The 22,073-nt window shown below is 66.0% G+C and carries 21 protein-coding genes and 1 pseudogene; 10 read left to right on the top strand and 12 right to left on the bottom strand.

The features are described from left to right. Positions 1-253: 253 nt before the first annotated feature. Together A5625_RS23215 and A5625_RS23210 are read left to right on the top strand one after the other, a co-directional pair. The gene (locus A5625_RS23215) at positions 254-496 is read left to right on the top strand and encodes an acyl carrier protein (RefSeq protein ID WP_066999653.1); all 243 of its coding nucleotides are present in this window, start codon (positions 254-256) and stop codon (positions 494-496) included. Positions 497-772: 276 nt separating this feature from the next. Beyond that, positions 773-2,260: an NAD(P)/FAD-dependent oxidoreductase gene (locus A5625_RS23210; protein WP_066999650.1), complete on the top strand. Its 1,488-nt coding sequence runs from the start codon at positions 773-775 to the stop codon at positions 2,258-2,260. A gap of 3 nt (positions 2,261-2,263) precedes the next feature. Here A5625_RS23210 and A5625_RS23205 read toward each other — a convergent pair whose 3' ends face one another. From A5625_RS23205 to A5625_RS23190, 4 genes are all read right to left on the bottom strand, one after another. After that, the gene (locus tag A5625_RS23205; RefSeq protein ID WP_066999646.1) at positions 2,264-2,716 is read right to left on the bottom strand and encodes a hypothetical protein; all 453 of its coding nucleotides are present in this window, start codon (positions 2,714-2,716) and stop codon (positions 2,264-2,266) included. A 31-nt stretch (positions 2,717-2,747) separates the two neighbouring features. Continuing rightward, the gene (locus A5625_RS23200) at positions 2,748-3,290 is read right to left on the bottom strand and encodes an ester cyclase (protein WP_066999643.1); all 543 of its coding nucleotides are present in this window, start codon (positions 3,288-3,290) and stop codon (positions 2,748-2,750) included. Positions 3,291-3,431: 141 nt separating this feature from the next. Then, the gene (locus A5625_RS23195) at positions 3,432-4,739 is read right to left on the bottom strand and encodes a cytochrome P450 (RefSeq protein ID WP_066999641.1); all 1,308 of its coding nucleotides are present in this window, start codon (positions 4,737-4,739) and stop codon (positions 3,432-3,434) included. A 35-nt stretch (positions 4,740-4,774) separates the two neighbouring features. After that, entirely contained in the window at positions 4,775-5,122 is a 348-nt protein-coding gene (locus A5625_RS23190; RefSeq protein ID WP_197516199.1) for an MmpS family transport accessory protein, read from the bottom strand. Between the two features lie 83 nt (positions 5,123-5,205). Between A5625_RS23190 and A5625_RS23185 the strand changes: the two genes are divergently transcribed. Further along, entirely contained in the window at positions 5,206-6,291 is a 1,086-nt protein-coding gene (locus tag A5625_RS23185) for a dihydrodipicolinate reductase (protein WP_066999636.1), read from the top strand. Between the two features lie 104 nt (positions 6,292-6,395). Beyond that, the gene (locus A5625_RS23180; RefSeq protein ID WP_066999632.1) at positions 6,396-8,171 is read left to right on the top strand and encodes an Hsp70 family protein; all 1,776 of its coding nucleotides are present in this window, start codon (positions 6,396-6,398) and stop codon (positions 8,169-8,171) included. Between the two features lie 27 nt (positions 8,172-8,198). Here the strand turns inward: A5625_RS23180 and A5625_RS23175 are convergent, their stop codons facing one another. The 4 genes from A5625_RS23175 to A5625_RS23160 form a co-directional block, all read right to left on the bottom strand. Beyond that, a complete protein-coding gene (locus A5625_RS23175) occupies positions 8,199-8,591 on the bottom strand; it encodes a hypothetical protein (RefSeq protein WP_066999663.1) in 393 nt (130 codons plus the stop codon). A 204-nt stretch (positions 8,592-8,795) separates the two neighbouring features. Next, positions 8,796-9,893 (bottom strand): SAM-dependent methyltransferase, encoded by a 1,098-nt coding sequence (locus tag A5625_RS23170; RefSeq protein ID WP_066999628.1) that lies wholly within the window; start codon positions 9,891-9,893, stop codon positions 8,796-8,798. Between the two features lie 59 nt (positions 9,894-9,952). After that, positions 9,953-10,576 (bottom strand): MBL fold metallo-hydrolase, encoded by a 624-nt coding sequence (locus A5625_RS23165; RefSeq protein ID WP_066999624.1) that lies wholly within the window; start codon positions 10,574-10,576, stop codon positions 9,953-9,955. Then, the gene (locus A5625_RS23160) at positions 10,576-11,661 is read right to left on the bottom strand and encodes an S-(hydroxymethyl)mycothiol dehydrogenase (RefSeq protein ID WP_066999620.1); all 1,086 of its coding nucleotides are present in this window, start codon (positions 11,659-11,661) and stop codon (positions 10,576-10,578) included. The genes A5625_RS23165 and A5625_RS23160 overlap by 1 nt, the downstream gene beginning before the upstream one ends. A 104-nt stretch (positions 11,662-11,765) precedes the next feature. On the opposite strand from A5625_RS23160, the gene A5625_RS23155 reads away from it, so the two are divergent. The 3 genes from A5625_RS23155 (at position 11,766) to A5625_RS23145 (ending at position 14,309) form a co-directional block, all read left to right on the top strand. Continuing rightward, the gene (locus A5625_RS23155) at positions 11,766-12,824 is read left to right on the top strand and encodes a class I SAM-dependent methyltransferase (protein ID WP_066999661.1); all 1,059 of its coding nucleotides are present in this window, start codon (positions 11,766-11,768) and stop codon (positions 12,822-12,824) included. After that, positions 12,824-13,642: a serine hydrolase gene (locus tag A5625_RS23150; protein ID WP_066999617.1), complete on the top strand. Its 819-nt coding sequence runs from the start codon at positions 12,824-12,826 to the stop codon at positions 13,640-13,642. The genes A5625_RS23155 and A5625_RS23150 overlap by 1 nt, the downstream gene beginning before the upstream one ends. 154 nt (positions 13,643-13,796) lie before the next feature. Beyond that, positions 13,797-14,309 (top strand): DUF3145 domain-containing protein, encoded by a 513-nt coding sequence (locus tag A5625_RS23145; RefSeq protein WP_066999658.1) that lies wholly within the window; start codon positions 13,797-13,799, stop codon positions 14,307-14,309. 112 nt (positions 14,310-14,421) lie between these two features. On the opposite strand, the gene A5625_RS23140 is transcribed toward A5625_RS23145, so the two are convergent. Further along, positions 14,422-15,339 (bottom strand): diacylglycerol kinase, encoded by a 918-nt coding sequence (locus A5625_RS23140; protein WP_066999656.1) that lies wholly within the window; start codon positions 15,337-15,339, stop codon positions 14,422-14,424. Next, positions 15,315-16,730, bottom strand: a pseudogene (locus tag A5625_RS23135) (FAD-binding oxidoreductase); the annotation flags it as partial. The pseudogene A5625_RS23135 and the gene A5625_RS23140, both read right to left, overlap by 25 nt. 47 nt (positions 16,731-16,777) lie before the next feature. Between A5625_RS23135 and A5625_RS23130 the strand changes: the two are divergent. The 3 genes from A5625_RS23130 (at position 16,778) to A5625_RS23120 (ending at position 20,510) form a co-directional block, all read left to right on the top strand. Further along, complete coding sequence (locus A5625_RS23130; RefSeq protein ID WP_066999615.1) at positions 16,778-17,347, top strand: TetR/AcrR family transcriptional regulator; 570 nt, start codon at positions 16,778-16,780, stop codon at positions 17,345-17,347. Beyond that, on the top strand, positions 17,344-18,885 hold the full coding sequence (locus A5625_RS23125; protein ID WP_066999612.1) for a glycerol-3-phosphate dehydrogenase/oxidase: 1,542 nt from the start codon (positions 17,344-17,346) through the stop codon (positions 18,883-18,885). The genes A5625_RS23130 and A5625_RS23125 overlap by 4 nt, the downstream gene beginning before the upstream one ends. 77 nt (positions 18,886-18,962) lie before the next feature. Then, a complete protein-coding gene (locus A5625_RS23120) occupies positions 18,963-20,510 on the top strand; it encodes an FAD-dependent monooxygenase (RefSeq protein ID WP_197516198.1) in 1,548 nt (515 codons plus the stop codon). Between the two features lie 29 nt (positions 20,511-20,539). Here A5625_RS23120 and A5625_RS23115 read toward each other — a convergent pair whose 3' ends face one another. After that, positions 20,540-21,961 carry an acyl-CoA carboxylase subunit beta gene (locus tag A5625_RS23115; RefSeq protein ID WP_066999606.1) on the bottom strand — a complete coding sequence of 474 codons (1,422 nt, stop codon included), beginning with the start codon at positions 21,959-21,961 and terminating at the stop codon, positions 20,540-20,542. A gap of 33 nt (positions 21,962-21,994) precedes the next feature. Then, on the bottom strand, positions 21,995-22,073 hold a 79-nt coding region (locus A5625_RS30315; protein WP_225325909.1), incomplete at its 5' end, for a hypothetical protein.

Below are 22,073 nucleotides of genomic sequence, written 5' to 3'. Positions count from 1 at the left end.
TGGACAAGGCCGAAACGGCCATGCCCGACGCGGCAATGACAACTGCTGAACCAATGGAACGAATGACGTGACGTGCACTCATGGCGTCCGAACTGCCCATGCGAGCCCCTCCCAAATCAACTCAATGACGCTCCGACGTTCAGTCGGATGGCCTTCCGAAAACACTTTAAGCCGTCGTTTGGTGTTGTGCATTCAGGGTAGCCGGAGACGATGAGCACCAGATCGGGCGCTCATTGTCGAAAGAGGTGGCGATATGGCAACGGGCGAAACGGGTTTCGACGACGTGACCTTCGATCTTATTTCCGTTCAGTATCACTCGCTGAAGGCCGGGCACGATTACGGCCAGTATGTGCGGGACGCGAAAAACGCCGGTTTGGATGATGTCGCATCCTTCTTCAGCGATGTGATGGCTCAAGACTCCGAGCGGGCGCAGCGATGTCACGAGCTCCTGGGCCGGCTACAGGGAACGGCCGCGTCCGGTCCGGCCACAAGATAAGAACCTGGGTAGCTGCAGGCGTCTCGGGCTGAGCAAAACCGGCGGCACCGCCCGCGACAGGCGCTTTTCAAATGTTGCCGGTAGCAGCATTTGCGCAGCTGGTGCTGGGGTGACCCGGGTCTGATAGACCCATCGATGAGTCTCCGCGCTTGTGTCAGCAAGGTCACATACCGGCAAAGGTCGGATGCGCCCGGCGTGGCGCCCTATTAGAGTTGCGTATCTTAGGGAAAGCTTATGATTCGTTAAGTATGGGAACAGGTAGCACGGAGCAAGGCTGTGAACACGGACCGTTTCGACGCGATCATCGTAGGTGCCGGCTTCGGCGGCATCGGCGCTGCTATTCAGCTCAAGCGCCTCGGGTTTGACAACTTCATAATCCTCGACCGCGAGGACGACTTGGGTGGCACTTGGCATGTCAACCACTACCCGGGCATCGCCGTCGACATCCCCTCCACCACGTACTCGTACTGGTTCGAACCCAAGCCGGACTGGTCGCGGCTGTTCGCGCCTGGCGCCGAGGTGAAGCAGTACGCGGTGGATGTCGCCGACAAATACGACGTGCGCCGCCATATGCGATTCAACGCGACTGTGGAAGGCGCCCAGTGGGATGAGGACGCCGAGGTATGGCGGGTGGCGCTGGCCGGCGGTGAGACGCTGGCGACCCGCATCCTGATCACTGCTACCGGTTTCCTGTCCCAGCCCCGCATGCCGGATATCCCAGGCATCGCGAGCTTCAAGGGCAAGGTGGTCCACACCACCGCCTGGGACCACGACTACCACTACCTGGGTCGTCGTATTGGAGTCATCGGGACCGGGGCGTCCGCGGTGCAGGTCGTTCCGGAGTTGGCCAAAGAAGCCGGAGACCTCACCGTCTACCAACGCACCGCCACCCACGTGATACCCAAGTTTGACTTCGAATTCGCCCCGGCGGTGCGGCGCCTATTTGCGCGAGTGCCGGTGGCGCAGCGGGCGCTGCGGTGGGTGACCGACGTCATCCTCGAGATCATCATGGTCGTGGGAGCGCTGCACTTTCGGGAGTCGCGAGGCCGGGGGAACATTTCAGCGTCCGACCTGGCCAAGATCAACCGATTCCGGTGGATCCGGGACAAGGAACTGCGTGCCAAGTTGACGCCGGATTACGATCTTGGCTGCAAGCGGCCGACCTTCTCCAACAGTTTCTACCGCGCTTTCACAAAGCCGCACGTGCACCTGGAGACGAACCCGATCGAGCGAATCGAGGCGGACGGCATCGTCACCGTTGACGGCAATAAGACCCTCATCGACACCCTGGTTTTGGCGACCGGATTTGACCTGTGGGAGGCCAACTTCCCGGCCATCGAGGTGGTCGGCCGCAAGGGCCGCAACCTGGGTAAGTGGTGGCGAGAGACCAGGTTCCAGGCCTACCAGGGCCTTTCGATGCCCTACTTCCCGAACTACCTCGGACTGGCAAGCCCGTTCGCCTTCTCCGGACTCTCCTTCTTCCACACCATCGAATACCAGATGCGGCACATGGACAGGCTGCTCAGCGAGGTCAAGCGTCGCGGTGCGACGACCTTCGAGGTGACCGAAGAGGCCAACGACCGGTTCATGGAACGGATGACCAAACGGCTTGACAATTCGGTGTTTTACGCCGGCAACTGCGCCACGTCGCGTTCGTACTACTTCAGTCCCAGCGGCGAGGCATCGCTGCTGCGGCCGACGTCAACACTCAACTCGGTCCGTGAAGCCCAGGCATTCCCGCTCAGCGACTATGTGATCGCCTAGCCCTCAGTGGTGCGCGGATCCGGTCAACGGTTGTCCGTTGGCGGACTGCAGCAGGCAGATGACGGTGCTCGGGGTGGGGTTGGCGCCGGTGCGGTCCTGGTTCGAATCGATGAGATAGGTGATCGAAAAGCGGCGTCCGTCAATGGACTGGCCGGTGTACGGGGCGAACCCGGCCGCGCAATGGCGACTGGCGACGGTGGCGATCGCGGCGTCGACGGCCAGCGGAGCGCGCAGATATACCTCGGCCAAATGCGCTGTCGCACAATCGACCACGGTGACGTTGACCCGACTCCCGTCGGCCGGCGGCAGGTCGGCCACGCACTCACCGGCCTGCAGGTCGATCCACTTCGCGGTGTGCGAGCCGTGCGGTAAGGGGGCGGCGGTGGCCATCGCGCAGCTGCCCAGCAGTGCCACGGCGGTCAGGCCGCACATCGTGTGAAGGCGTGCAACTCGCATCGCGGCCTCCCTTGCTCGTTAGCGATGGAGTCTAAGGGGTGTTCGTCAGCGCCGGGTCCGGTTTTTCCGAGGACATCGATAAGAACCCGCGCAGGCAGCGCGCGGCCAGCCACCAGTTCGCCGGCTTCTTCATGTCCAGCCCGCCCAGAAGTTGTTTGATCATCGTCAGCGTGTCGAAGTAAATGCGTTCGCAGACAAGCGTTTCCGTTTCGTCGAAGACAAAGTATGCGGTCATGCGGACGCGGAAGCGGCTGCCGGTGGGCGGCACCTTGCCCAGGTAACCGCGGTGGGTGCCCATCAGCCAGAATTCGGCAATCACCGCGTCGGCGCTGTGGCGCAGCGCGATGATTTCGTGGTCCTGGTCGGGGAATGCGGTGCGTGTGTAGGCGTAGTAGTCGCGCACCGCTGCCTCGCCGTCGTGCACCAGCATCTGGGGGATCAGCTCGTAGCGCGGGTGCGGGAAGGTCGACAATACGTCGTCCCAGGCGTGGCGGACTTCGTCGTGGAAGTGGTCGAGCACCAGCTTCTGGCGGACGGCCAGCACCTCGGGGTCGGGAAACGCGGGAACGGTCACGGGGTCAGCGTAATCCGGATTTGATAGCGCATGCGCTATCGATTTCGAGAGAGCGATATACCTCCGGAGACAGGCCGCGCGGAAGCCATCGTCCACCGCGGAGGCGATATGCCTTCGGGCAGAGCCGAACTCGCGGGAGGGCTACCGCGGCGGAGTCCAGGCCACCGGCAAGGTCTTGATGCCGTGAATGAACTGCGACAGCAGCCGCGCGGGCTCATCCGTCGCGACGATGTCGGGTATCTCGCGGCGCAATTCGTCGAACACCACCCTGATCTCACGACGAGCCAGGTTGGCGCCCAGGCAGAAATGGGCACCGCCACCGCCGAAGCCGAAGTGCGGATTGGGGGTGCGCGCCACGTCGAACACCCACGGGTTGGCGAACGTCGACTCGTCGCGATTGGCCGAGTTGTACCACAGCGTGGCCTTGTCGCCGGCCTTCATCTTGGTGCCGCTGAGCTTGAAGTCGCGGGTCAAGGTGCGTCGCATGTACACCACCGGGGAGGCCCACCGGACGATCTCCTCAACGGCGGTGGGGGTCAGCCGGTCGAAGTTCGACCACCACTTGTCGCGCTGCTCGGGATAACGGGACAACGCCAGCACGCCGTGGCTGATCGCGTTGCGCGTCGTCTCGTTGCCCGCCACCACCAGCAGGATGAAGAACGACGCGATCTCCGACGAGGACAACCGCTCCCCGTCGACCTCGGCTTCCACCAGGGCGGTGGTCAGATCGTCGTGGTGATTGGACCGCCGGTCTTCGGCCAGCGCGCTGGCGTAGGCGCCGATGTCCATCGACACCTTGAGGAATTCGTCGAAATCCGTGGCCAGGTCCGGGTCGCCGAACCCGAGAATCACGTTGGTCCAGTGGAAGATTCGTTGATGGTCCTCTTCCGGGATGCCCATCATGTCGCAGATGACTTGTAACGGCAGCGGACCGGCGAGCTCGTTGACCAGCTCGGCTTCGCCGTCGGGATGATTGGCGATCAGCGACGCAACCAGTCGCCGGGCCCGTTCCCGGACCGAAGCCTCGATACGCGCCACCACTTTCGGGGTGAACGCCCGGCTGACGATCGAGCGCAGCCGCTGGTGTCGCGGATCGTCGAGCACGATCATCGAGCCGAAGTACTCGCTGATCTCCGGCGTGTTGTCGCTGATGGTGATGTTGGGGCTGGAGCTGAAGATGTCGGGGTGACGGCTCGCGAAGTGCACGTCGTCGTGCTTGGTCAGCGCCCAATGTCCCTCGCCCGGTTCAAATCCCTCGTAGTCGATCGCGGGCCAGAACGAGATGGGCGCCTCGCGGCGCAAGGTCGCGAAAGCCCCGTCGCGGAAGTCATCGTCTAATGCCCAGAAGTCCAGCGACTCGAGATGGATATCGGCCAGCGCGATGTCGGGCGGCGGCGCCCCGTTCGTCCGCGGCGCCAGGCCTTTTCTGGGACCCGTCTTGAGGCTCACCTAGAGCTCCTTCGTCGTGAAATGGGAGTGCCGGATCAGTGTGTGCACACGGTTCTGGCGGGTGCACCGGCGGTTGCCGTCGCAGCGCTCACCACGTTGCCGTCGACCAGGATCTTGCAGGAGATCGGGCCCGGACCCTGTGCGCTGACGGTGAACACCTCGCCGCCGTAGCCGGTGAACTCCGTCGACCAGGGCAGCGGGGCATTCTGCTGATGCAGCTGCCCGTTGTCGGTTTGGTAGTAGATGAACTCGGCCACGGCGGGCCCGTTGATCTCGTAGCGGACCTTCGGCATCTGGGGAAGGGCGTGCGCCACGCCGCATGCATTCGCGAACCCGAAACCGACGGCCAACAGGATTGAAGGTCCGGCGAGGTGCTTGGTCATGAATTGCATCGTGTCACCACGAGCGACGGTAGGGAAGCTTATGGTGAAGCCCGAAGCGGGGGCCGGCGAACGGAAGGTTGACTATGTCGATAAGCGGCTCAAAACGGGTGGTGGTGTACGGCACCGGGTTCGTCGGCAAGATGGTGATCCCCGAGATCGTCAAGCATCCGCTGTTCGAGTTGGTGGGCGTCGGCGTCAGCAATCCGGACAAGGTGGGCCGCGATGCCAGTGAGATCTGCGGGATGTCCGAGAAGGTCGGCATTACCGCCACCGACGACATTGACGCTCTGATCGCCCTGAAGCCCGACGCATTGGTGCACTACGGCCCGACGGCGATGCACGCCAAGGAGAACATCGCGCTGATCACCCGGTTCCTGCGGGCCGGCATCGACGTGTGTTCGACCGCGATGACACCGTGGGTCTGGCCGACCATGCACCTCAACCCGCCGAACTGGATCCAGCCGATCACCGAAGCCTGCGAGCTGGGCGAGTCGTCATGTTTCACCACCGGCATCGACCCCGGATTCGCCAACGACCTGTTTCCGATGACGTTGATGGGGCTGTGCTCGGAGGTGCGGCGGGTCCGGGCGTCCGAACTGCTGGACTACACGAACTACGAAGGCGACTACGAAGTCGAGATGGGCATCGGCCGCGAGCCCGAATACAGCCCGATGCTGGAAAACCGCGACGTGCTGATCTTCGCGTGGGGCGCCACCGTCCCGATGATCGCGCACGCCGCCGGGATCATGCTCGACGAGATCACCACCACTTGGGACAAATGGGTGACCCCGACCGAGCGCAACTCCGCCAGGGGCGTCATCAAACCCGGGCACGTGGCCGCCGTCCGATTCACCATCAACGGCGTGTACCAGGGCGAGACCCGCATCCAGCTCGAACACGTCAACCGGATCGGGCTGGACGCCGCCCCGGACTGGCCGACGGGCCACGACAACGACGTGTACCGGGTGGACATCGAAGGGACTCCAAGCATCTTCCAGGAGACCGCGTTTCGGTTCACCGACGGCTCGGGCCGGGACGCGGCGGCGGCCGGCTGCCTGGCGACCGGGCTGCGGGCACTCAATGCTGTACCGGCGGTCAACGATTTACGGCCGGGCTGGGTCACCCCGCTCGACCTGCCGCTCATCGCCGGCGAGGGCAGCATTCGCTGAGGGCGCACAGCCGGCGCATAGCTGTCGCAGACACGCAATACAGGTTTTGGCGGCACAATAACGGCTAGCCGATGCGAGTTGGTGCTGCGGATACGGGGATCGAAATGGCCAATGGAGTCGGGACCGCGCTGGGCTTATCGATTGGTGCCACCAACCTGGCAGCCATCACCTCGGACAACTCCATCACCCGCAAGCCGGTGTTGACGCTGTACCCGGATCGCCCCGCCGAGGTCGGCATTCCCGCGGAAAACCCCAGACTGCAAGGCCCCGGAGTGGTGATCACCGGCCTTGTGAACCGGGTCGGCGACCCGCGCCCGGTGGTGGCCCCGGACGGCTCGGTGCACCGCAGCGAGGTGTTGATCGCCGACGCGTTGCGAGCCCTCGCATATGCCGCCACCCGCGGACGCCCGCTGCCGGACAACATCGCGGTCACGTACCCCTCGCACTGGGAGTCGCACGCGGTGGAGGCCCTCGGCGCCGCCCTCGGCGAAATCCCCGAGTGGTCGCAACGGGCGCGCCCCCTGCTGCTGATTCCCGACGCCGCCGCGACGCTGCTCGCCGTGCGCACCAACGCCGGCATACCGCCGCGCGGAACCGTGGCCGTCTGCGATTTCGGCGGCAGCGGCACCAGCATCACGTTGATGCACGCCGACGGCGACTACCGGGCGCTGGCCCCGACCGTTCGGCACCGCGATTTCTCCGGTGACCTGATGGACCAGGCGCTGCTGAGCGTCGTCATCGCCAACATGCCCAGCACCGGTGCGTTCCCGTCGGGCACCGCGGCGATCGGTTCGCTGAGCCGGCTGCGGAGCGCATGCCGGGTCGCCAAGGAGCAGCTGTCGTCGAGCACGATGACCACCCTGACCGACGGGCTGACCGGAACGCGCGGCGAAATCCGTGTCACCCGCCACGAACTCGACGACGCTATTGGTGCGTCACTGAACAGCTTGATCGCCGCGCTAGATGAAACGTTGGTGCGCAACGGAATTCGTGATCTGGTCGCGGTGGTGTCGACAGGCGGCGGGGCGAACCTGCCGACGGTCACCACCACTTTGTCGCGGCATTTCCGTGTACCGGTCGCTACCACGCCCCGCCCGCAACTCACGGCAGCCCTCGGCGCCGCGCTGCGGGTGGCCCAAGGTCACGGCGACGCCGGTGCGACGCTCTCGGCGCCGGCCGCGGCCGCCACGGCCCGCACAGCGGTACGGCCGGAGCCGCGCACAGAAGCGACCGCGACCGCCCAGGCGGCGCCGGCCCGGCCGACACAGGGCCAGATGGCGCGGGCATGGTCGGCCACCGGGCACAACTCACGGGTGAGCGCCACCGGCGCGACGGGGTATTCGGCGTCTGACACCGGCTCGTCAACCGGGGCGGCGCAGGCGGCACCTGAAACCGTCGAGCGCAAGCGTCCTTCACCTCGCCGGCATCTGTTGCCGGCGGCGGCAATCATCATCGCCATCGCGGCGGTGCTGCTGGTGGGAACCGCGGTGGCGATCGGCCTTAACCCGCAGAACAAATCGGCGACCACGCCAACGCCCGCCCTGAGCACGACGCCGGCGGCCCCGCGGCCGGCTCCCAACAGCGCAACGGCCCAGCCCGCCCCGCCACCGCCGGACGTCCCGGTGCCGTCAACCTCCGACACCAACCCTCCCGCTGACACCGAAACGCCGACGACCACCACACCGCGGGCGACTCCTCAGGCGGCCCCGCCGGCCGCGCCCGCACCTCCAGCGGCGCCGCACAGGGTGGCCGCCCCGCCGATTCCACCGATTCCGGGCGTCAACGAATCCATCCCGGGGCTCGACCGGGTCAACCAGATAATCCAGGAGATCGAGGGCAACCTGGGCGTCAGTGCGGTGGGCCCGCTACCCGGTCACTGAACACCACATCGGGAATCCGGTTTCGGCTCAAGCCTTTCCGCCCTTTTTAGCCTTTTCGCCCTTGTTCTCTTCCTGGGCGGCCTCTTTGAGCTTCTCGTTGAGAGCCTTGTCCTTTTCGATCTGCTCCTGCAGAGCTTTCTCGTCGCGCTGGTGATCTTCGTCTTTGGATTGGGCTTCGTCTTTGGATTGGGCGTCGTCTTTGGATTGGGCTTCGTCACCCTTTGCTTGGGCGTCCGAATCCGCGCCCTCGGGCTCTTCGTGCCTGGGATTGCCTTCGTCGTCCAGCCAGTCGTTGACCGCGGTGCCGGACACGCTGCCGCCGGTGCCCGGCAGGACGATGGTGGGCTTTTCTTTGTAGGCCTCCATCATCTCGGCGGCCTTCTTTTTGGCGTCCTCGTCCGGCTCGGGCTTCTCGGTCAGCTGTTGGTCATCATCCTTTCCGCCAGTTTGATCAGCTTGTTCGGCTCGACTGCTCGACCTATCGTCCTTAGTCTCTTTGTCGTCCTTGGTCGCTTGATCGTCCTCAGTCCCCTTATCGTCCTGCACGCTCATGCGTCTACCCCCTTGCGGTCGCAGATTCGACGATGGCAACGGGTTACCCGCTGCGTAGTTGTGCCGAAACTCTCATCGATGCGCTGCGTCGCGTTTGACCAGCACGACCAGGGCCTGCGGAATCCGCATCGGCTCGGGTGCGCTTGACAGACGCTCGGCCACGGCAGACTCCAGCCGCTCGACGATTTGCGCGGCCCGCTCGTCGTGGACCCCGTCGTCGAGTGCGGCCAGCAGCGAGGGGAACAGCACGAAGCGTGCGAAGGCCGCCCACTGCCCGCCGAATGCCTCGGCGTCGTGGTCCTTTTGGTAACGAGCCCAGAACCGATCCTCGGCGTTGAACATCTCGAGCTGCTCGATCATCAGGCCTTCGAATCGTCCCTTGGGCGCGAACGGGGCACGAAAATCCTTCTCGGTACGGGCAAACGTCGGAATCGTCATGCGCCGCAGCTCATCTGAGTTCAGCAGCCCGTCGCGTACCTGATCGCCCAGCGCCGCGACGATGGCGTCGAGCAACGGGCCGAATCCCGCGGAGCCGTCGTCATCGGCGGCCAGCGTCAACACCACCAGCCGGCCCTCGGGAGCCAGCTCCCGGCCGCGGAACGCGACGAAGTTATGCCAGTCCAGTGCGGCCTGGTCGGCGTACGCCGACTGCACCGCCGCGTCCTTGCTGCACGAGGCGTGCACGTGATCGGGCACCTCGCACGGTGTTCGGCTCAGCCACTGGGTTGCCCACGACGTCCAGCCCAGGTTGACCGTCTTGGACGGCACGATCTGGTCGTAGAAGGAGCGGCCGACCGCCGAGGTGAACGTCGCCGTATCGGTGTGCAGGTAGCTTTCCGGGTCGTCGGCCACCGTTTCGAACAGCGCCGCGAAGTCGTTGGCCGGAACATCGGTGTGCGCCACCAGGATTGCGTGATCGTGGCGGGTGCGCCGGCGCAACACGGCAATGGCCGCCGACAATGGCTTGAGCGAATTGTGGCCGTTGGCGGCGCCGTAGTCGGCGATGACGATCGGCTGCGGAGTTTTGGGCAACACCACTTCTTCGGCGACGCGCTCGAACATCGCGATCGCCTGCGCCAAACCGGCGGCCCGCAGCCGCGAGGCCTCGGTGTAGACCGGCTCGGGCCGCACCACAATGCTCGATTCGGGCATCCGGGGTTCAGGCGGCATAGATCAACGATAGTGACCAGACTGGTCGTCAGTTCGGCTTGGACACATCGGTGGACACATCAGTGGCCGCGGGCCACCCATTCTTCGTAGTGCACGATCTCATCTCCGATGGTGGTGCTGTCGCCGTGGCCGGTGTGCACGACGGTGTCGCCGGGCAACGTGCCGAGCCGACCGGAAATCGACTGCAGGATGGTCGGGAAGTCCGAATACGAGCGCCCGGTCGCGCCCGGGCCGCCGGAGAACAAGGTGTCCCCACTGAACACCACGTTCAGCTCCGGGGCATACCAGCACACCGATCCGGGGGAGTGGCCCGGCGTGTGCAGCGCCAGCAACTCGGTGCCCGCGACGTCGATCGTGTCGCCGTCGGCGATCATCCGGAACTCCTTGTCCGGGTGGGTCATTCGCCACAGCACGTCGTCGGCCGGATGCAGCAGGATCGGGGCGTCCAGGGCCGCACCCAGTTCGGGAGCTACGGTGACGTGGTCGTTGTGGCCGTGCGTGCACACCACCGCGACCACATTGCGATTGCCCACGGCCTGCAGAATCGGCTCGGCGGAGTGCGCGGCGTCGAACACCACGACGTCGGATTCGTCGCCGACGATCCAGATGTTGTTGTCGACCTCCCAACTGCCGCCGTCGAGTTCGAAGGTTCCGTGGGTGACCAGCCGTTCGATGCCCGCCATCAGAGCACCACCACCGACCGCAGCACCTTGCCGTCATGCATCTTGTGGAACGCCTCCTCGACGTCGCCGAGGCCGATGCGTTCGGAGACGAACTGCTCGAGTGGAAGCCGGCCCTGCAGGTACAGGTCGATCAACGTGGGGAAGTCGCGCTCGGGCAGGCAATCGCCGTACCACGACGATTTCAACGAGCCGCCGTGGCTGAAGAAGTCCACCAGCGGCATGTCCAGTTGCATGTCCGGCGTCGGAACACCAACCAGCACAACGGTTCCGGCCAGATCGCGGGCATAGAACGCCTGCTTCCACGTTTCCGGCCGGCCCACGGCATCGATCACCACGTTGGCGCCGAACCCGTCGGTGAGGTCGGCAATGGTCTTCACCACGTCGAGTTCGCGGGCGTTCACGGTGTGGGTGGCGCCGAACTTGCGGGCCCAGTCGAGCTTGGTGTTATCGGTGTCCACCGCGATGATCCGCCGTGCGCCCACCAGCGCGGCACCGGCAATCGCGGCGTCGCCCACACCGCCGCAACCGATTACCGCGACGGTGTCGTCACGGGTGACGGCGCCGGTGTTGATCGCCGCGCCCAGCCCGGCCATCACCCCGCAGCCCAACAGACCCGCGACCGCCGGGTCGGCCTCGGAATTGACCTTGGTGCACTGGCCGGCCGCCACCAGCGTCTTGTCGGCGAACGCCCCGATGCCCAGGGCGGGAGTGAGTTCGGTGCCGTCGGTCAGCGTCATTTTCTGTGTGGCATTGAAGGTGTCGAAGCACAGGTGCGGCCTGCCGCGCTTGCAGGCCCGGCACTGCCCGCACACCGCGCGCCAGTTCAGCACGACGAAGTCGCCCGGCTCGACCGCGGTCACCCCGGGACCGACGGCCTCGACACGGCCGGCGGCCTCGTGGCCCAGCAGGAAGGGATACTCGTCGTTGATGCCGCCGTCGCGGTAGGTCAGGTCGGTGTGGCACACCCCGCAGGCGATGACGTCGACCAGAGCCTCTCCGGGCCCGGGGTCCGGGACAACGATGTCCACCAATTCGACGGGTTCGCCCTTCTTACGTGAAATCACGCCGCGCACTGTCTGACTCATGAGCTCCAACCTAAGCGCTCTCCGCCATACATCTCTCGGCGGGTTGTCCACCCATCCACCATTGGTAACCGGCCCGCCAATAAACGGGTGTACCGTCCGTGGGCGTGACAGCTTTGGAAACCACCGAAGAATTCACCGAACGAATCACCGCGGCGATCGACGGAGCCAGCCTGACGCTGTTGCTCAGCATCGGGCATCAGACCGGTCTGCTGGACACCATGGCCGGGCTGACACCGGCCACCAGCGAGCAGATCGCCCAGGCGGCCGGGCTCAACGAACGCTACGTCCGGGAGTGGCTGGCCGGCATGACCACCGGCGGCGTCGTCGAGTACGACCCCTCGACCGCCCGCTACAGTTTGCCCGCCCAGCGCGCCGCCGTGCTGACGCGCCAGGCCGGACCTGACAACCTGGCCTTGGTCACCCTGCTCGTTCCGGTACTCGCCGAAGTCGAGCAGAAGATCATCGGCTGCTTCCGCGCCGGCGGCGGGCTGCCATACAGCGAGTTCCCCCGCTTCCACGCATTGATGGCCGAGCAGAGCGGCGTCGTCTACGACACCGCGTTGGTCGACGTGGTGCTGCCGTTGGTGGACGGTCTGGTGGATCGGCTGCGGTCTGGGGCCGACGTGGCGGATTTCGGCTGCGGCAGCGGACACGCGATCAATGTGATGGCACAAGCGTTTCCGGCCAGCCGCTTCACCGGCATCGACTTTTCCGAGCAGGCCATCGGCACCGGGATTCGGGAAGCCGCCGAGCGGGGCCTGTCCAATGCGGCCTTCGAGAGCCACAACCTCGCTGATTTGGACAAGGCGGACGCCTATGACGTCATCACCGTCTTCGATGCCATCCACGATCAAGCGCAGCCGGCGCGGGTTCTGCAGAACATTTACCGGGCGCTGCGCCCGGGCGGTGTGCTGCTGATGGCCGACATCAAGGCGTCGAGCCGGCTGGAGGAGAACGTCGGTGTTCCGATGAGCACCTACCTGTACACGACGTCATTGATGCACTGCATGACGGTGTCGCTGGCGCTGGACGGCGCCGGGCTGGGCACCGCCTGGGGGACACAACTGGCCGTCTCGATGCTTGGCGATGCCGGATTCGCCGACGTGCGGGTGGCCGAGATCGAGTCGGACCCGATCAACAACTACTACATCGCCAGGAAGTGATGGCGGCCCTCGAGTCGCTGGACGACTGGCCCGTCGGAGCGGCCGCTGCCGCGGTGGTTGGACCCGATGGCGTGCGGGCCAGCCACGGCGACACCGAGCGGGTGTTCGAACTGGCCTCGGTGACCAAGCCGCTGGCGGCCCGGGCCGTGCAGGTCGCCATCGAAGAAGGCGCCGTCGACCTCGACGCGGCCGCCGGCCCGCCCGGCGCCACCATCCGCCACCTGCTGGCCCACACCTCGGGTCTGTCGATGCACACCGACAAGGTGCTGGCCCCGCCCGGCGCCCGTCGTATCTACTCCAACCAGGGGTTCACCGTGCTGGGCCAGACCGTGGAGAAAGAAACCGGCATCGAGTTTGCTCGTTATCTGACTGAGGCGGTGTGCGAACCGCTGGGCATGGCGGCGACTTATCTGGAGGGCGGCGCGGTGGCCGCCGGTTTCGGAGCGAGGTCGACGGTGGCGGACCTGGCTGTCTTCGCGGGCGACCTGCTGCGCCCGGTGACGGTCTCAGCAGGGCTACATGCCGAGGCGACGACGGTGCAATTTCCCGGTCTGGACGGTGTGCTGCCCGGATACGGCGTGCAACGCCCCAACGATTGGGGGCTGGGTTTTGAGCTGCGGGACGCGAAATCACCGCATTGGACGGGTACGCGCAATTCGCCCCGAACGTTCGGCCATTTCGGCCAGGCGGGTGGGTTTATCTGGGCAGATCCCGAAAATGATGTGGCGCTGGTGGTCCTCACCGACCGGGATTTCGGGGACTGGGCGCTGCAGCCGTGGCCGACGATTGCTGACGCCGTGATAGCCGATTACAGCTAGTGGGAAATGCACACTAGCGCAACACGGGTATCACAAGGCACAATAGACACGCAGGACACACAAAAAACCGAAGATTTCAAGCAAGCTGCCCTCTCTTTATCGGGTCCGCAGGTCGTTGGGGAAGACGTCCCTCGTGGAACCGAAGGAGCAGGAAATGCGAGCGTCGAATCAATTCGCCGACGTGACGACTGGCGTGGTGTACGTGCACGCTTCGCCGGCGGCGGTTTGCCCGCATGTCGAGTGGGCGTTGTCGTCGACCCTGGGTGCCAAGGCGAACCTGACCTGGACGCCCCAGCCGGCAATGCCCGGACAACTGCGCGCGGTCACCAACTGGGTCGGGCCGGTGGGCACCGGCGCCAAGTTGGCCAACGCGTTGCGGTCCTGGTCCGTGCTGCGCTTCGAGGTCACCGAGGATCCCAGTCCCGGTGTCGACGGCCACCGGTTCAGCCACACCCCGCAACTCGGCCTATGGAGCGGGGCGATGAGCGCCAACGGCGACGTCATGGTCGGGGAGATGCGACTGCGGTCGATGATGGCCCAGGGCGCCGACACCCTGGCCGCCGAACTGGACTCGGTGCTGGGGACCGCCTGGGACGACGCGCTGGAGGCCTACCGCGACGGCGGCGAGGTCGGCGAGGTGACCTGGCTCAGCCGGGGCGTCGGCTAGCTCCTGCCGCGGCTCACCGGGCCGCCTCTCCGGAAGCAATAAGCGAGTTTGTAAAGCGCTAGCGCATCCGCTAGCGCTTCCGAACATGCGGTAATGGTCTGTCGAGACCGGTTTATCGCTGGGGCGGGCGCAGAATCTGCAGAGCGCCCGGCACTACCGAGATCTGCGCGGGTAGCGCGCAGGCGAAGTCGCCGTCGGCGTAGACATTGATACCCGGGCACTCGACGTGGATGGTTTTGGCGCGCGCCGTGCTCACCTCGTCGAGGTTGACGTGAGTCCCCTTCATCACGGTGGGAAACAAGCGGACCAGCTTGGTGCGGGATGCCTCGTGCACCATGGTGATGTCGAGCAGACCGTCGGTGTAGTCCGCGTGTGGACAGATCTGCATCCCGCCGCCGTAGCTGCGGGTGTTGCCGAAGGCGGCAAGCGTGATGTCCGCGTCGATTTCATCGCTGCCGTCGAGCACTAAGCGGAACGGTAAGAGCCGCAGCTGTGACAGTTCGGCGAGCATCGCGATGTAATAGCGCAGCCGGCCGTGCGGCCAACTCATCCTGTTGGCGCGATCGGTGACCAGCGAATCGAAGCCGGTAGCCGCCACGGTACCGAACCACTTGTCGATGCCGTTGTCTCCCTGAATACGGCCCAGGTCAATGGATTCCGTGCAGCCGTCGATCAGGATGTCCGCGGCGGCCTCGGCATCGTTGGTGGGAATGCCGAATGCGCGGGCATGGTCGTTGCCGGTGCCGGCCGGAATCACTCCCAACGGAATGTCGCGACCGGCCATCACCTGCAGGGCATTGGAGACGACGCCGTCGCCTCCGGTCACCATGACCGCGTCGGTGCCCTTCTCCATGGCCGCGCCCACCAGATGCCGCGCGTCTTGCGCGTCGTCACCAATGATTTCGACGACCTCCACACCCCGGCGATGCAGCCGGGCGATCGCGAGCTGGGCCGCCGCGAGATCGGCAAGGTGATCGCGCTGACCAACCCGGTCTCCGGGCACGGCGCGGCCTTCTTGGCGGTTTTCCATTGCTCGATCGGGTTGCCGCGTTGCCCGGAAACGACGGTGAAGTACAACGACGCGCCGGTGGGATAGACATGCGAAATGTGACACATCACCAGGGCCGGTGTACCGGTCTCGGCCAGGGTGTCGGTAAGTGCTTGGGTGACAGCGGCTTTGAGTGCCGGAATGTTCGACCAGTCGGTGGCGGTCTCGAGCGTTTCGCACAGCGCGCCCGCCGCGAGTAGTGAATCGCGCAGGTAGGGTGTGCCGAACCGGCCACGCTCCCAGGCCCGCGCCGGTCCGTCGCCCAGCGAGGTCCCGCCCCGGGCCGCCAGCAGTGCGCTGGTTTCGGCGTGCCGGCTCTCGACGTGTTGCTGGGTGCCCTCGAACACGGTGATGCCCAGACAGCCGCCGGTGATCTGCGATTCGCCGATCGCCTCGGTGGTGGCCAAGTTGACGCCGGTCTCGGCCTCGTCGGAGAGCCGAATGACGGTGGGACCGGTGCCAGTCTGGGTGACCGCGCGCAGCGCCGCAGCCCCGGTATCGAAATCGGGAAACGACCACGCCTCGTAGCGAACGGTTTCCGGCGCGCGGTGGATCCGCAGTCGCACCTGGGTGATGACACCCAAGGTGCCTTCCGACCCGATCAGCAACTGGCGCAGGTCGGGACCCGCGGCCGATTCCGGTGCGCGCCCCAGATCCATGGTGCCCACCGGCGTGACCACGCGCAGCCCGCGCACCATGTCGTTGAATCGGCCGTAACCCGCCGAGTCCTGGCCGGAAGAGCGGGTGGCGGCAAAGCCGCCGATGGTGGCGTACTCGAAGCTCTGCGGGAAATGTCCGAGCGAAAAACCTTGTGCGGCAAGGAGACGCTCGGCATCCGGTCCGGTGACCCCCGCTCCGAAAACCGCCTGGCCGGACACGTCGTCCAGCGAGATGAGTTGGTCGAAACGGCGTAGATCAAGCGAGACAACGGCATCGAAGTCCGCACGAAGAGGCTCGAGTCCACCGACCACGCTGGTGCCCCCGCCGAAGGGCACGACGGCGATGCGATGCTGCGAGCAATAGCGCAGGACTGCGGCGACGGCTTCTTCGCCATCGGGGCCGCCGGGCAGCAACACGGCATCGGGCGCGTCTTGCGGGCCGCTTTCCTTGCGGTTCAACAGGTCGATGGTGGATTTGCCGCCCGCATGCAGCAACCGGTCGGAGTCCGCGGTGCGGCAGTACTCGGCGCCGACGATGGCGGCCAGCGCCTCCCGATGGGTCTGCGAGAGCCGCGACGGGCGCAGTTGCACCTGATCGGATTCCAGGTCGGCCGTGCGGGACCCCTCGACCCCCACGGCCTGCTGCAGCAACGACCGGATCCCCTCGGAAAGCGGCTTGGCCGCGGCGGGATCTCCCCATGCGTTCCATTTCATCGGCGGCAACAACCCCTGGGGATCCGTCATGCGTTACAGTATTACATATGTTGTCAATCCGTAACACAAAGCTGGATACCGGCGAGCGCATCCTCGCCGCGGCGGCCAGCTGTGTGGTGGATTTCGGCGTCGACCGGGTGACCCTCGCCGAGATAGCCCGCCGCGCGGGCGTCAGCAGGCCGACGGTGTACCGGCGGTGGCCGGACACGGAGTCGATCGTGGCGGCGCTGTTGACCGAGCACATCACCGAGGTGATGCGCGACGCGCCGTTGCTCGGAGAGGACCGGGAATCGCTTGTGCGACAGATAGTTACCGTGACCGATATGCTGCGCGCGGACCGGTTGGTGACGTCGGTGCTGCACTCGGATCTGGCGTCGACCTACATCACCGAACGGCTGGGGACCAGCCAGCGCATGTTGATCGACGCCCTTGCCGCGCGGCTGCGGGTCGCTCAGCGACACGGCAGCATAAGGCACGGTGACCCGATCCAGATGGCCACCATGGTGCTGCTGATCGCCCAGTCGACCATTCAGTCGGCGCGCATCGTCGAACCGATGCTCGACGCCGATGCCCTGGCCACCGAACTTGCCTACTCGCTGAACGGATATCTGTCGTGATACCTGACCCGACCGCTCTCAACGCCACGCGCCGCGCCGCGGACCTGGCCGCACTGGCCGACGGTGAGCCGTTGGACGTCGTGGTGATCGGTGGCGGCATCACCGGCGCCGGGATCGCATTGGACGCCGCGGCCCGCGGGCTACGGGTGGCGCTGGTGGAAAAACACGATCTGGCGTTCGGCACCAGCCGCTGGAGTTCCAAACTCGTCCACGGTGGGCTGCGCTACCTGGCGACCGGCAACGTGGGCATTGCCCGGCGCAGCGCCAGCGAGCGCGGAATCTTGATGACGCGCAACGCCCCTCACCTGGTTCGTGCGATGCCACAACTGGTGCCGCTGTTGCCGTCGATGAACTCGAGCAATCGGGCGCTGGTGCGCGCCGGGTTCCTGGCCGGCGACGCATTGCGGTTTCTGGCCGGTACGCCGGCCTCGACACTGCCCCGCTCGCACCGGATTTCGGCGCAGCGCGTCGCGGAGATGACGCCCACCGTGCGACGCGACGGCCTGGCTGGGGGATTTTTGGCCTACGACGGGCAATTGATCGACGACGCCCGACTGGTCACCGCGGTGGCACGCACCGCGGCGCAGCACGGCGCCCGGATCCTGACCTGCGTGTCGGCGTCGCGGGCCACCGGCACCTCGGTGCGGTTGACCGACATGCGCGGTAAAGACTCGTTCGACGTGTCGGCGGGCGCGATCATCAACGCCGCCGGGGTATGGGCGGGTGAGATCGATGGGGCGTTGCGGTTGCGCCCCAGTCGCGGCACACACCTGGTGTTCGACGCGAAGGCGTTCGGCAATCCCACTGCGGCACTGACCATTCCGATTCCGGGCGAGCTCAACCGCTTCGTCTTCGCCATGCCCGAACAACTCGGCCGGGTTTACCTGGGGCTGACCGACGAAGCCGCTCCCGGTCCCATTCCGGACGTGCCCGAACCGTCGGTCGAAGAGATCACGTTTCTGCTCGACACGGTGAACACCGCCTTGGGCGCCGAGCTCACCGCTACCGACGTGATCGGCGCCTACGCCGGACTGCGACCGCTCATCGACACCGGCGAAGGCCGCACCGCCGACGTCTCGCGCGAACACGCGGTCGTCGAGTCGGCATCCGGGGTGATCAGCGTGATCGGCGGCAAGCTGACCGAATACCGCTATATGGCCGAGGATGCGCTGGACCGCGCCATCCGGGTGCGGCGGCTGCGTGCCGCGAAATGCCGGACCCGCAATTTGCCGCTGATCGGAGCGCCGACCAATCCCGGGGTGATCGCGGCGCCCGACACCACGCTGCCGGCGTCGTTGGTGCAGCGCTACGGCGCAGAGGCGCCCAAGGTGCTCGCGGCCGCCGCCTGCGAGCGCCCGTCCGAGCCGGTTGCCGAGGGAATCGACGTCAGCAGAGCCGAATTCGAATACGCGATAACCCATGAAGGTGCGCTTAGCGTCTCCGACATCGTGGATCGGCGGACCCGAATCGGGTTGGTGGCGCATGACCGGGAACGGGTTGTCGCCGTGGCCGAGGAGTTTCTGGCGCGCTTCGGTTAGCGCTCCGCACGGTCTTGAGAGTTAGTCTCTAATGAGAGAGACTGTCATTTATGGCGACGGTGTCGGAAGGCGACGCGATGACGACACGAGTTCCTGTCCTGATCGTCGGAGCCGGCGTGGGCGGGCTGGCTATGTCGGCGCTGCTGGCTCAACATGGGGTGCGGTCGTTACTGGTTGAGAAGCGGCGCGAAGTCTTCATCTACCCCAAAGCCCGAAACCTGAGCTTCCGCTCGTTGGAGATCCTGCGCGGTTTGGGTTTGAGCGACGAGGTACACCAAGTCGCCGAACACGTTTCGAACATGGTCGCCAAGCCGACGCTCAACAGCCCCGCCGAAGAGCCGGCAATCGACATCGACGCGATCTTCGCCGGCCTGGACACGCTCAGCCCCGAATCCGCTGTGCAGTACTGCCCACAGAGCAGGCTCGAGCCAATCCTGTTGGCCGAAACCCGCCGACACGGCAGCGAAGTACGCTACGGCACTGAACTTTCGACGGTCGACATGGACGACACCGGTGTCACCGCGGTAGTACACGACGCGGACTCGAGGGAGTCGGAAACCGTCCGCGCCGACTACCTCGTCGGGGCCGACGGCGTGCACAGTCCGATCCGTAAGTCTCTGGGAATCACCACTTCTGGCTACGGTGCGCTGCCGATCTACGTCGTCTTCGTCTACTTCCGGGCGCCGTGGCGGCGGTTCATCCCGAAGCTGCACGACGGCGATGGCGTGCAGGTCAAGAACGACGACGTGGACGGCATCTTCCTGGTCGCCCAGGGCGATCTCGGCATGTTCATCACCACCTACTTTCCCGGCGCGGGCGAGTCGGCCGAGCAGTTCACCCCGCAGCGCTGCCGCGAACTGCTCACTAAGGCGATCGGCGAGCAGATCGCCATCGACATCATCGAGGTTGCGACGTGGCAGCCCTACGAGCGGGTGGCCGACCAATTCGATTGTGGCCGCGCATTTCTCATCGGCGATTCGGCGCACACCATGCCGCCGTTCAAGGCCGGGGGAGCCAACACCGCCATTCAAAGCGCGCACAACCTGGCGTGGAAACTCGCCGCCGTCCTGCATGGCACGGCCGCGCCCGAACTGCTGGCGACCTACCACGCCGAACGCCACCCGGTGGGCCGGTTCGCCGCGCGCCAGTCCCTCACCGGGCCGTCGGTGGCGCTGCTGCGGGCCGGTGGCGACGTGCCGCTGCTGCCGCCCGACGAGGAGTGCCCGATGTTCAACCTGCTCATCGGGTACCGATACCGCTCGGCTGCGGTCGTGACAGGCGACGCGGACGGCGACGGCCTGGTGGACGAGCTGCGCGCCCAACCGGGCACCCGGGTGCCGCACATGTGGGTACGGGACGGCGTCTCCACACTCGATCTGCTGGGCCCCGAATTCACCCTGCTGACCGGCGACGAACGATGGTGTGCCGCTGCGGCTTCGGCGTCGGTAGCCGCGCATCGCATCTACAGCGACGAGTGGGCGGCGATCACCGGGCTTGCGCCGTACGGGGCGCTATTGGTGCGCCCGGACGATTTCATCGGGTGGCGTGCCGACGAACTTCCCGCCGACCCGGAAGCCGCACTGCGCCAAGCACTTTCTGCGATTCTGGGTGGTGGCGCGGGTTGACCGGCTGTCCGGACGGCGCCGGAGTCGACTTACAGCGGGATGTTCTTGTGGCGGCCGCGGCGTGCCGGCGCCTGGGCCAGCGCCTCGGTGAGCTTGCTGCGGGTGTGCGACGGGTCGATCTTCTCGTCGACCACGCCGATCTCGATGGCGCTGTCCACACCGCCGGCGATCCGCTCGTGCTCGGCAGCCAGCTGGTCGTGCAGCGCTTCGCGCTCGTGATCCGGCGCGGCGGCCAGCTTCTTCTTGTGCAGGATGCCGACGGCGGCCTTAGCGCCCATCACCGCGACCTCGGCGTCCGGCCAGGCGTACACCTTGGTCGCGTTCAGCGACCGGGAGTTCATCGCAATGTAGGCCCCGCCGTAGGTCTTTCGGGTGACCAGCGTGACACGCGGGACCGTGCACTCGCCGAACGCGTGCAGTAGCTTGGCTCCGCGGCGCACCACGCCGCCCCACTCCTGGTCGACGCCGGGCAGATACCCGGGCACGTCGACGACTACCACCAGCGGAATGCCGAACGCGTCGCATAGACGCACGAAACGTGCTGCCTTCTCCGCGCTTTCGGAGTTCAGGCAGCCGCCCAAACGCAGGGGGTTGTTGGCCAGCACGCCGACCGTGCGTCCGGACAACCGACCCAGGCCGATCACCATCGACGGCGCCCAGTTGGCCTGGAACTCGTCGAACGGCGTCTCGTCGTCGAGGATCGCGGTCACGATGGGACGTACGTCGTAGGCCCGCCGCGCCGACTCGGGGAGCAGCGCGTGGATGTCGGTGTCACCAGCCTCGGCCTTGGTGCGGTCGAAATGCCCTTGCTGGCAGAACAACCCGACCAACCGGCGACCACGCTCGTAGGCGTCGAGCTCGTCGTCGGCGACGATGTGGCACACACCGGACTTCTTGTGATGCGTTTCCGGGCCGCCGAGCGAGCGCATGTCCACGTCCTCGCCGGTGACGCTGCGGACCACGTCGGGTCCAGTGACGAATACCCGGCTCTCGGGCGCCATCACGATGACGTCGGTCAGCGCCGGGCCGTAGGCGGCGCCACCGGCCGCGAAGCCGACGACCACCGAGATCTGCGGGATGTATCCGGAGGCCCGGATCATCGCCTCGAAGACCAGGCCCACCGCGTGGAGTGCCTTCACCCCTTCGGCCAGTCGGGCACCGCCGGAGTGCCAGATGCCGACGATCGGGCTCTGCTCCTCGATGGCGGTGTCGTAGGCGTTGACGATGTGGGTGCAGCCCTCGATGCCCATGGCACCGCCCATCACGGTGCCGTCGGTGCAGAACGCAATGGTGCGCACACCGTTCACCGTCCCCGCGGCGGCCAGCACGCCTGAGCGGTCACGCTCGTGCAGCAGTTCGACGCTGTCGTCGTCGAAGAAATTGCTCAAGCGCAACAGCGGGTCGCGAGGGTCGAGCGACTCGCCAACCGTCTCGGGGGCCGTGATAGTCATCGCAGGTCTCCTGATATTCCGGTGCTATTCGGTCTAGTACCGCCCGAAGGCGATGGCGACGTTGTGTCCGCCGAACCCGAACGAGTTGTTGATGGCGTACTCGTAGTTGCCG

The sequence above is a fragment of the Mycobacterium sp. 1465703.0 genome (assembly GCF_001672975.1).
In the GTDB taxonomy this organism is placed as follows: Bacteria; Actinomycetota; Actinomycetes; order Mycobacteriales; family Mycobacteriaceae; genus Mycobacterium.
Note: the sequence above shows the minus strand (reverse complement) of the source record. Positions and strands in the feature narration are given on the sequence as shown.

Coding starts and splice junctions, on each gene's coding strand:
- A5625_RS23120 (WP_197516198.1), top strand. CDS start 18,963: ATGACGACACGAGTTCCTGTCCTGATCGTCGGAGCCGGCGTGGGCGGG.
- A5625_RS23130 (WP_066999615.1), top strand. CDS start 16,778: ATGTTGTCAATCCGTAACACAAAGCTGGATACCGGCGAGCGCATCCTC.
- A5625_RS23180 (WP_066999632.1), top strand. CDS start 6,396: ATGGCCAATGGAGTCGGGACCGCGCTGGGCTTATCGATTGGTGCCACC.
- A5625_RS23215 (WP_066999653.1), top strand. CDS start 254: ATGGCAACGGGCGAAACGGGTTTCGACGACGTGACCTTCGATCTTATT.
- A5625_RS23165 (WP_066999624.1), bottom strand. CDS start 10,576: ATGGCGGGCATCGAACGGCTGGTCACCCACGGAACCTTCGAACTCGAC.
- A5625_RS23205 (WP_066999646.1), bottom strand. CDS start 2,716: ATGCGAGTTGCACGCCTTCACACGATGTGCGGCCTGACCGCCGTGGCA.
- A5625_RS23140 (WP_066999656.1), bottom strand. CDS start 15,339: ATGGAAAACCGCCAAGAAGGCCGCGCCGTGCCCGGAGACCGGGTTGGT.
- A5625_RS23185 (WP_066999636.1), top strand. CDS start 5,206: ATGTCGATAAGCGGCTCAAAACGGGTGGTGGTGTACGGCACCGGGTTC.
- A5625_RS23190 (WP_197516199.1), bottom strand. CDS start 5,122: ATGACCAAGCACCTCGCCGGACCTTCAATCCTGTTGGCCGTCGGTTTC.
- A5625_RS23150 (WP_066999617.1), top strand. CDS start 12,824: ATGGCGGCCCTCGAGTCGCTGGACGACTGGCCCGTCGGAGCGGCCGCT.
- A5625_RS23115 (WP_066999606.1), bottom strand. CDS start 21,961: ATGACTATCACGGCCCCCGAGACGGTTGGCGAGTCGCTCGACCCTCGC.
- A5625_RS23145 (WP_066999658.1), top strand. CDS start 13,797: ATGCGAGCGTCGAATCAATTCGCCGACGTGACGACTGGCGTGGTGTAC.
- A5625_RS23160 (WP_066999620.1), bottom strand. CDS start 11,661: ATGAGTCAGACAGTGCGCGGCGTGATTTCACGTAAGAAGGGCGAACCC.
- A5625_RS23170 (WP_066999628.1), bottom strand. CDS start 9,893: ATGCCGCCTGAACCCCGGATGCCCGAATCGAGCATTGTGGTGCGGCCC.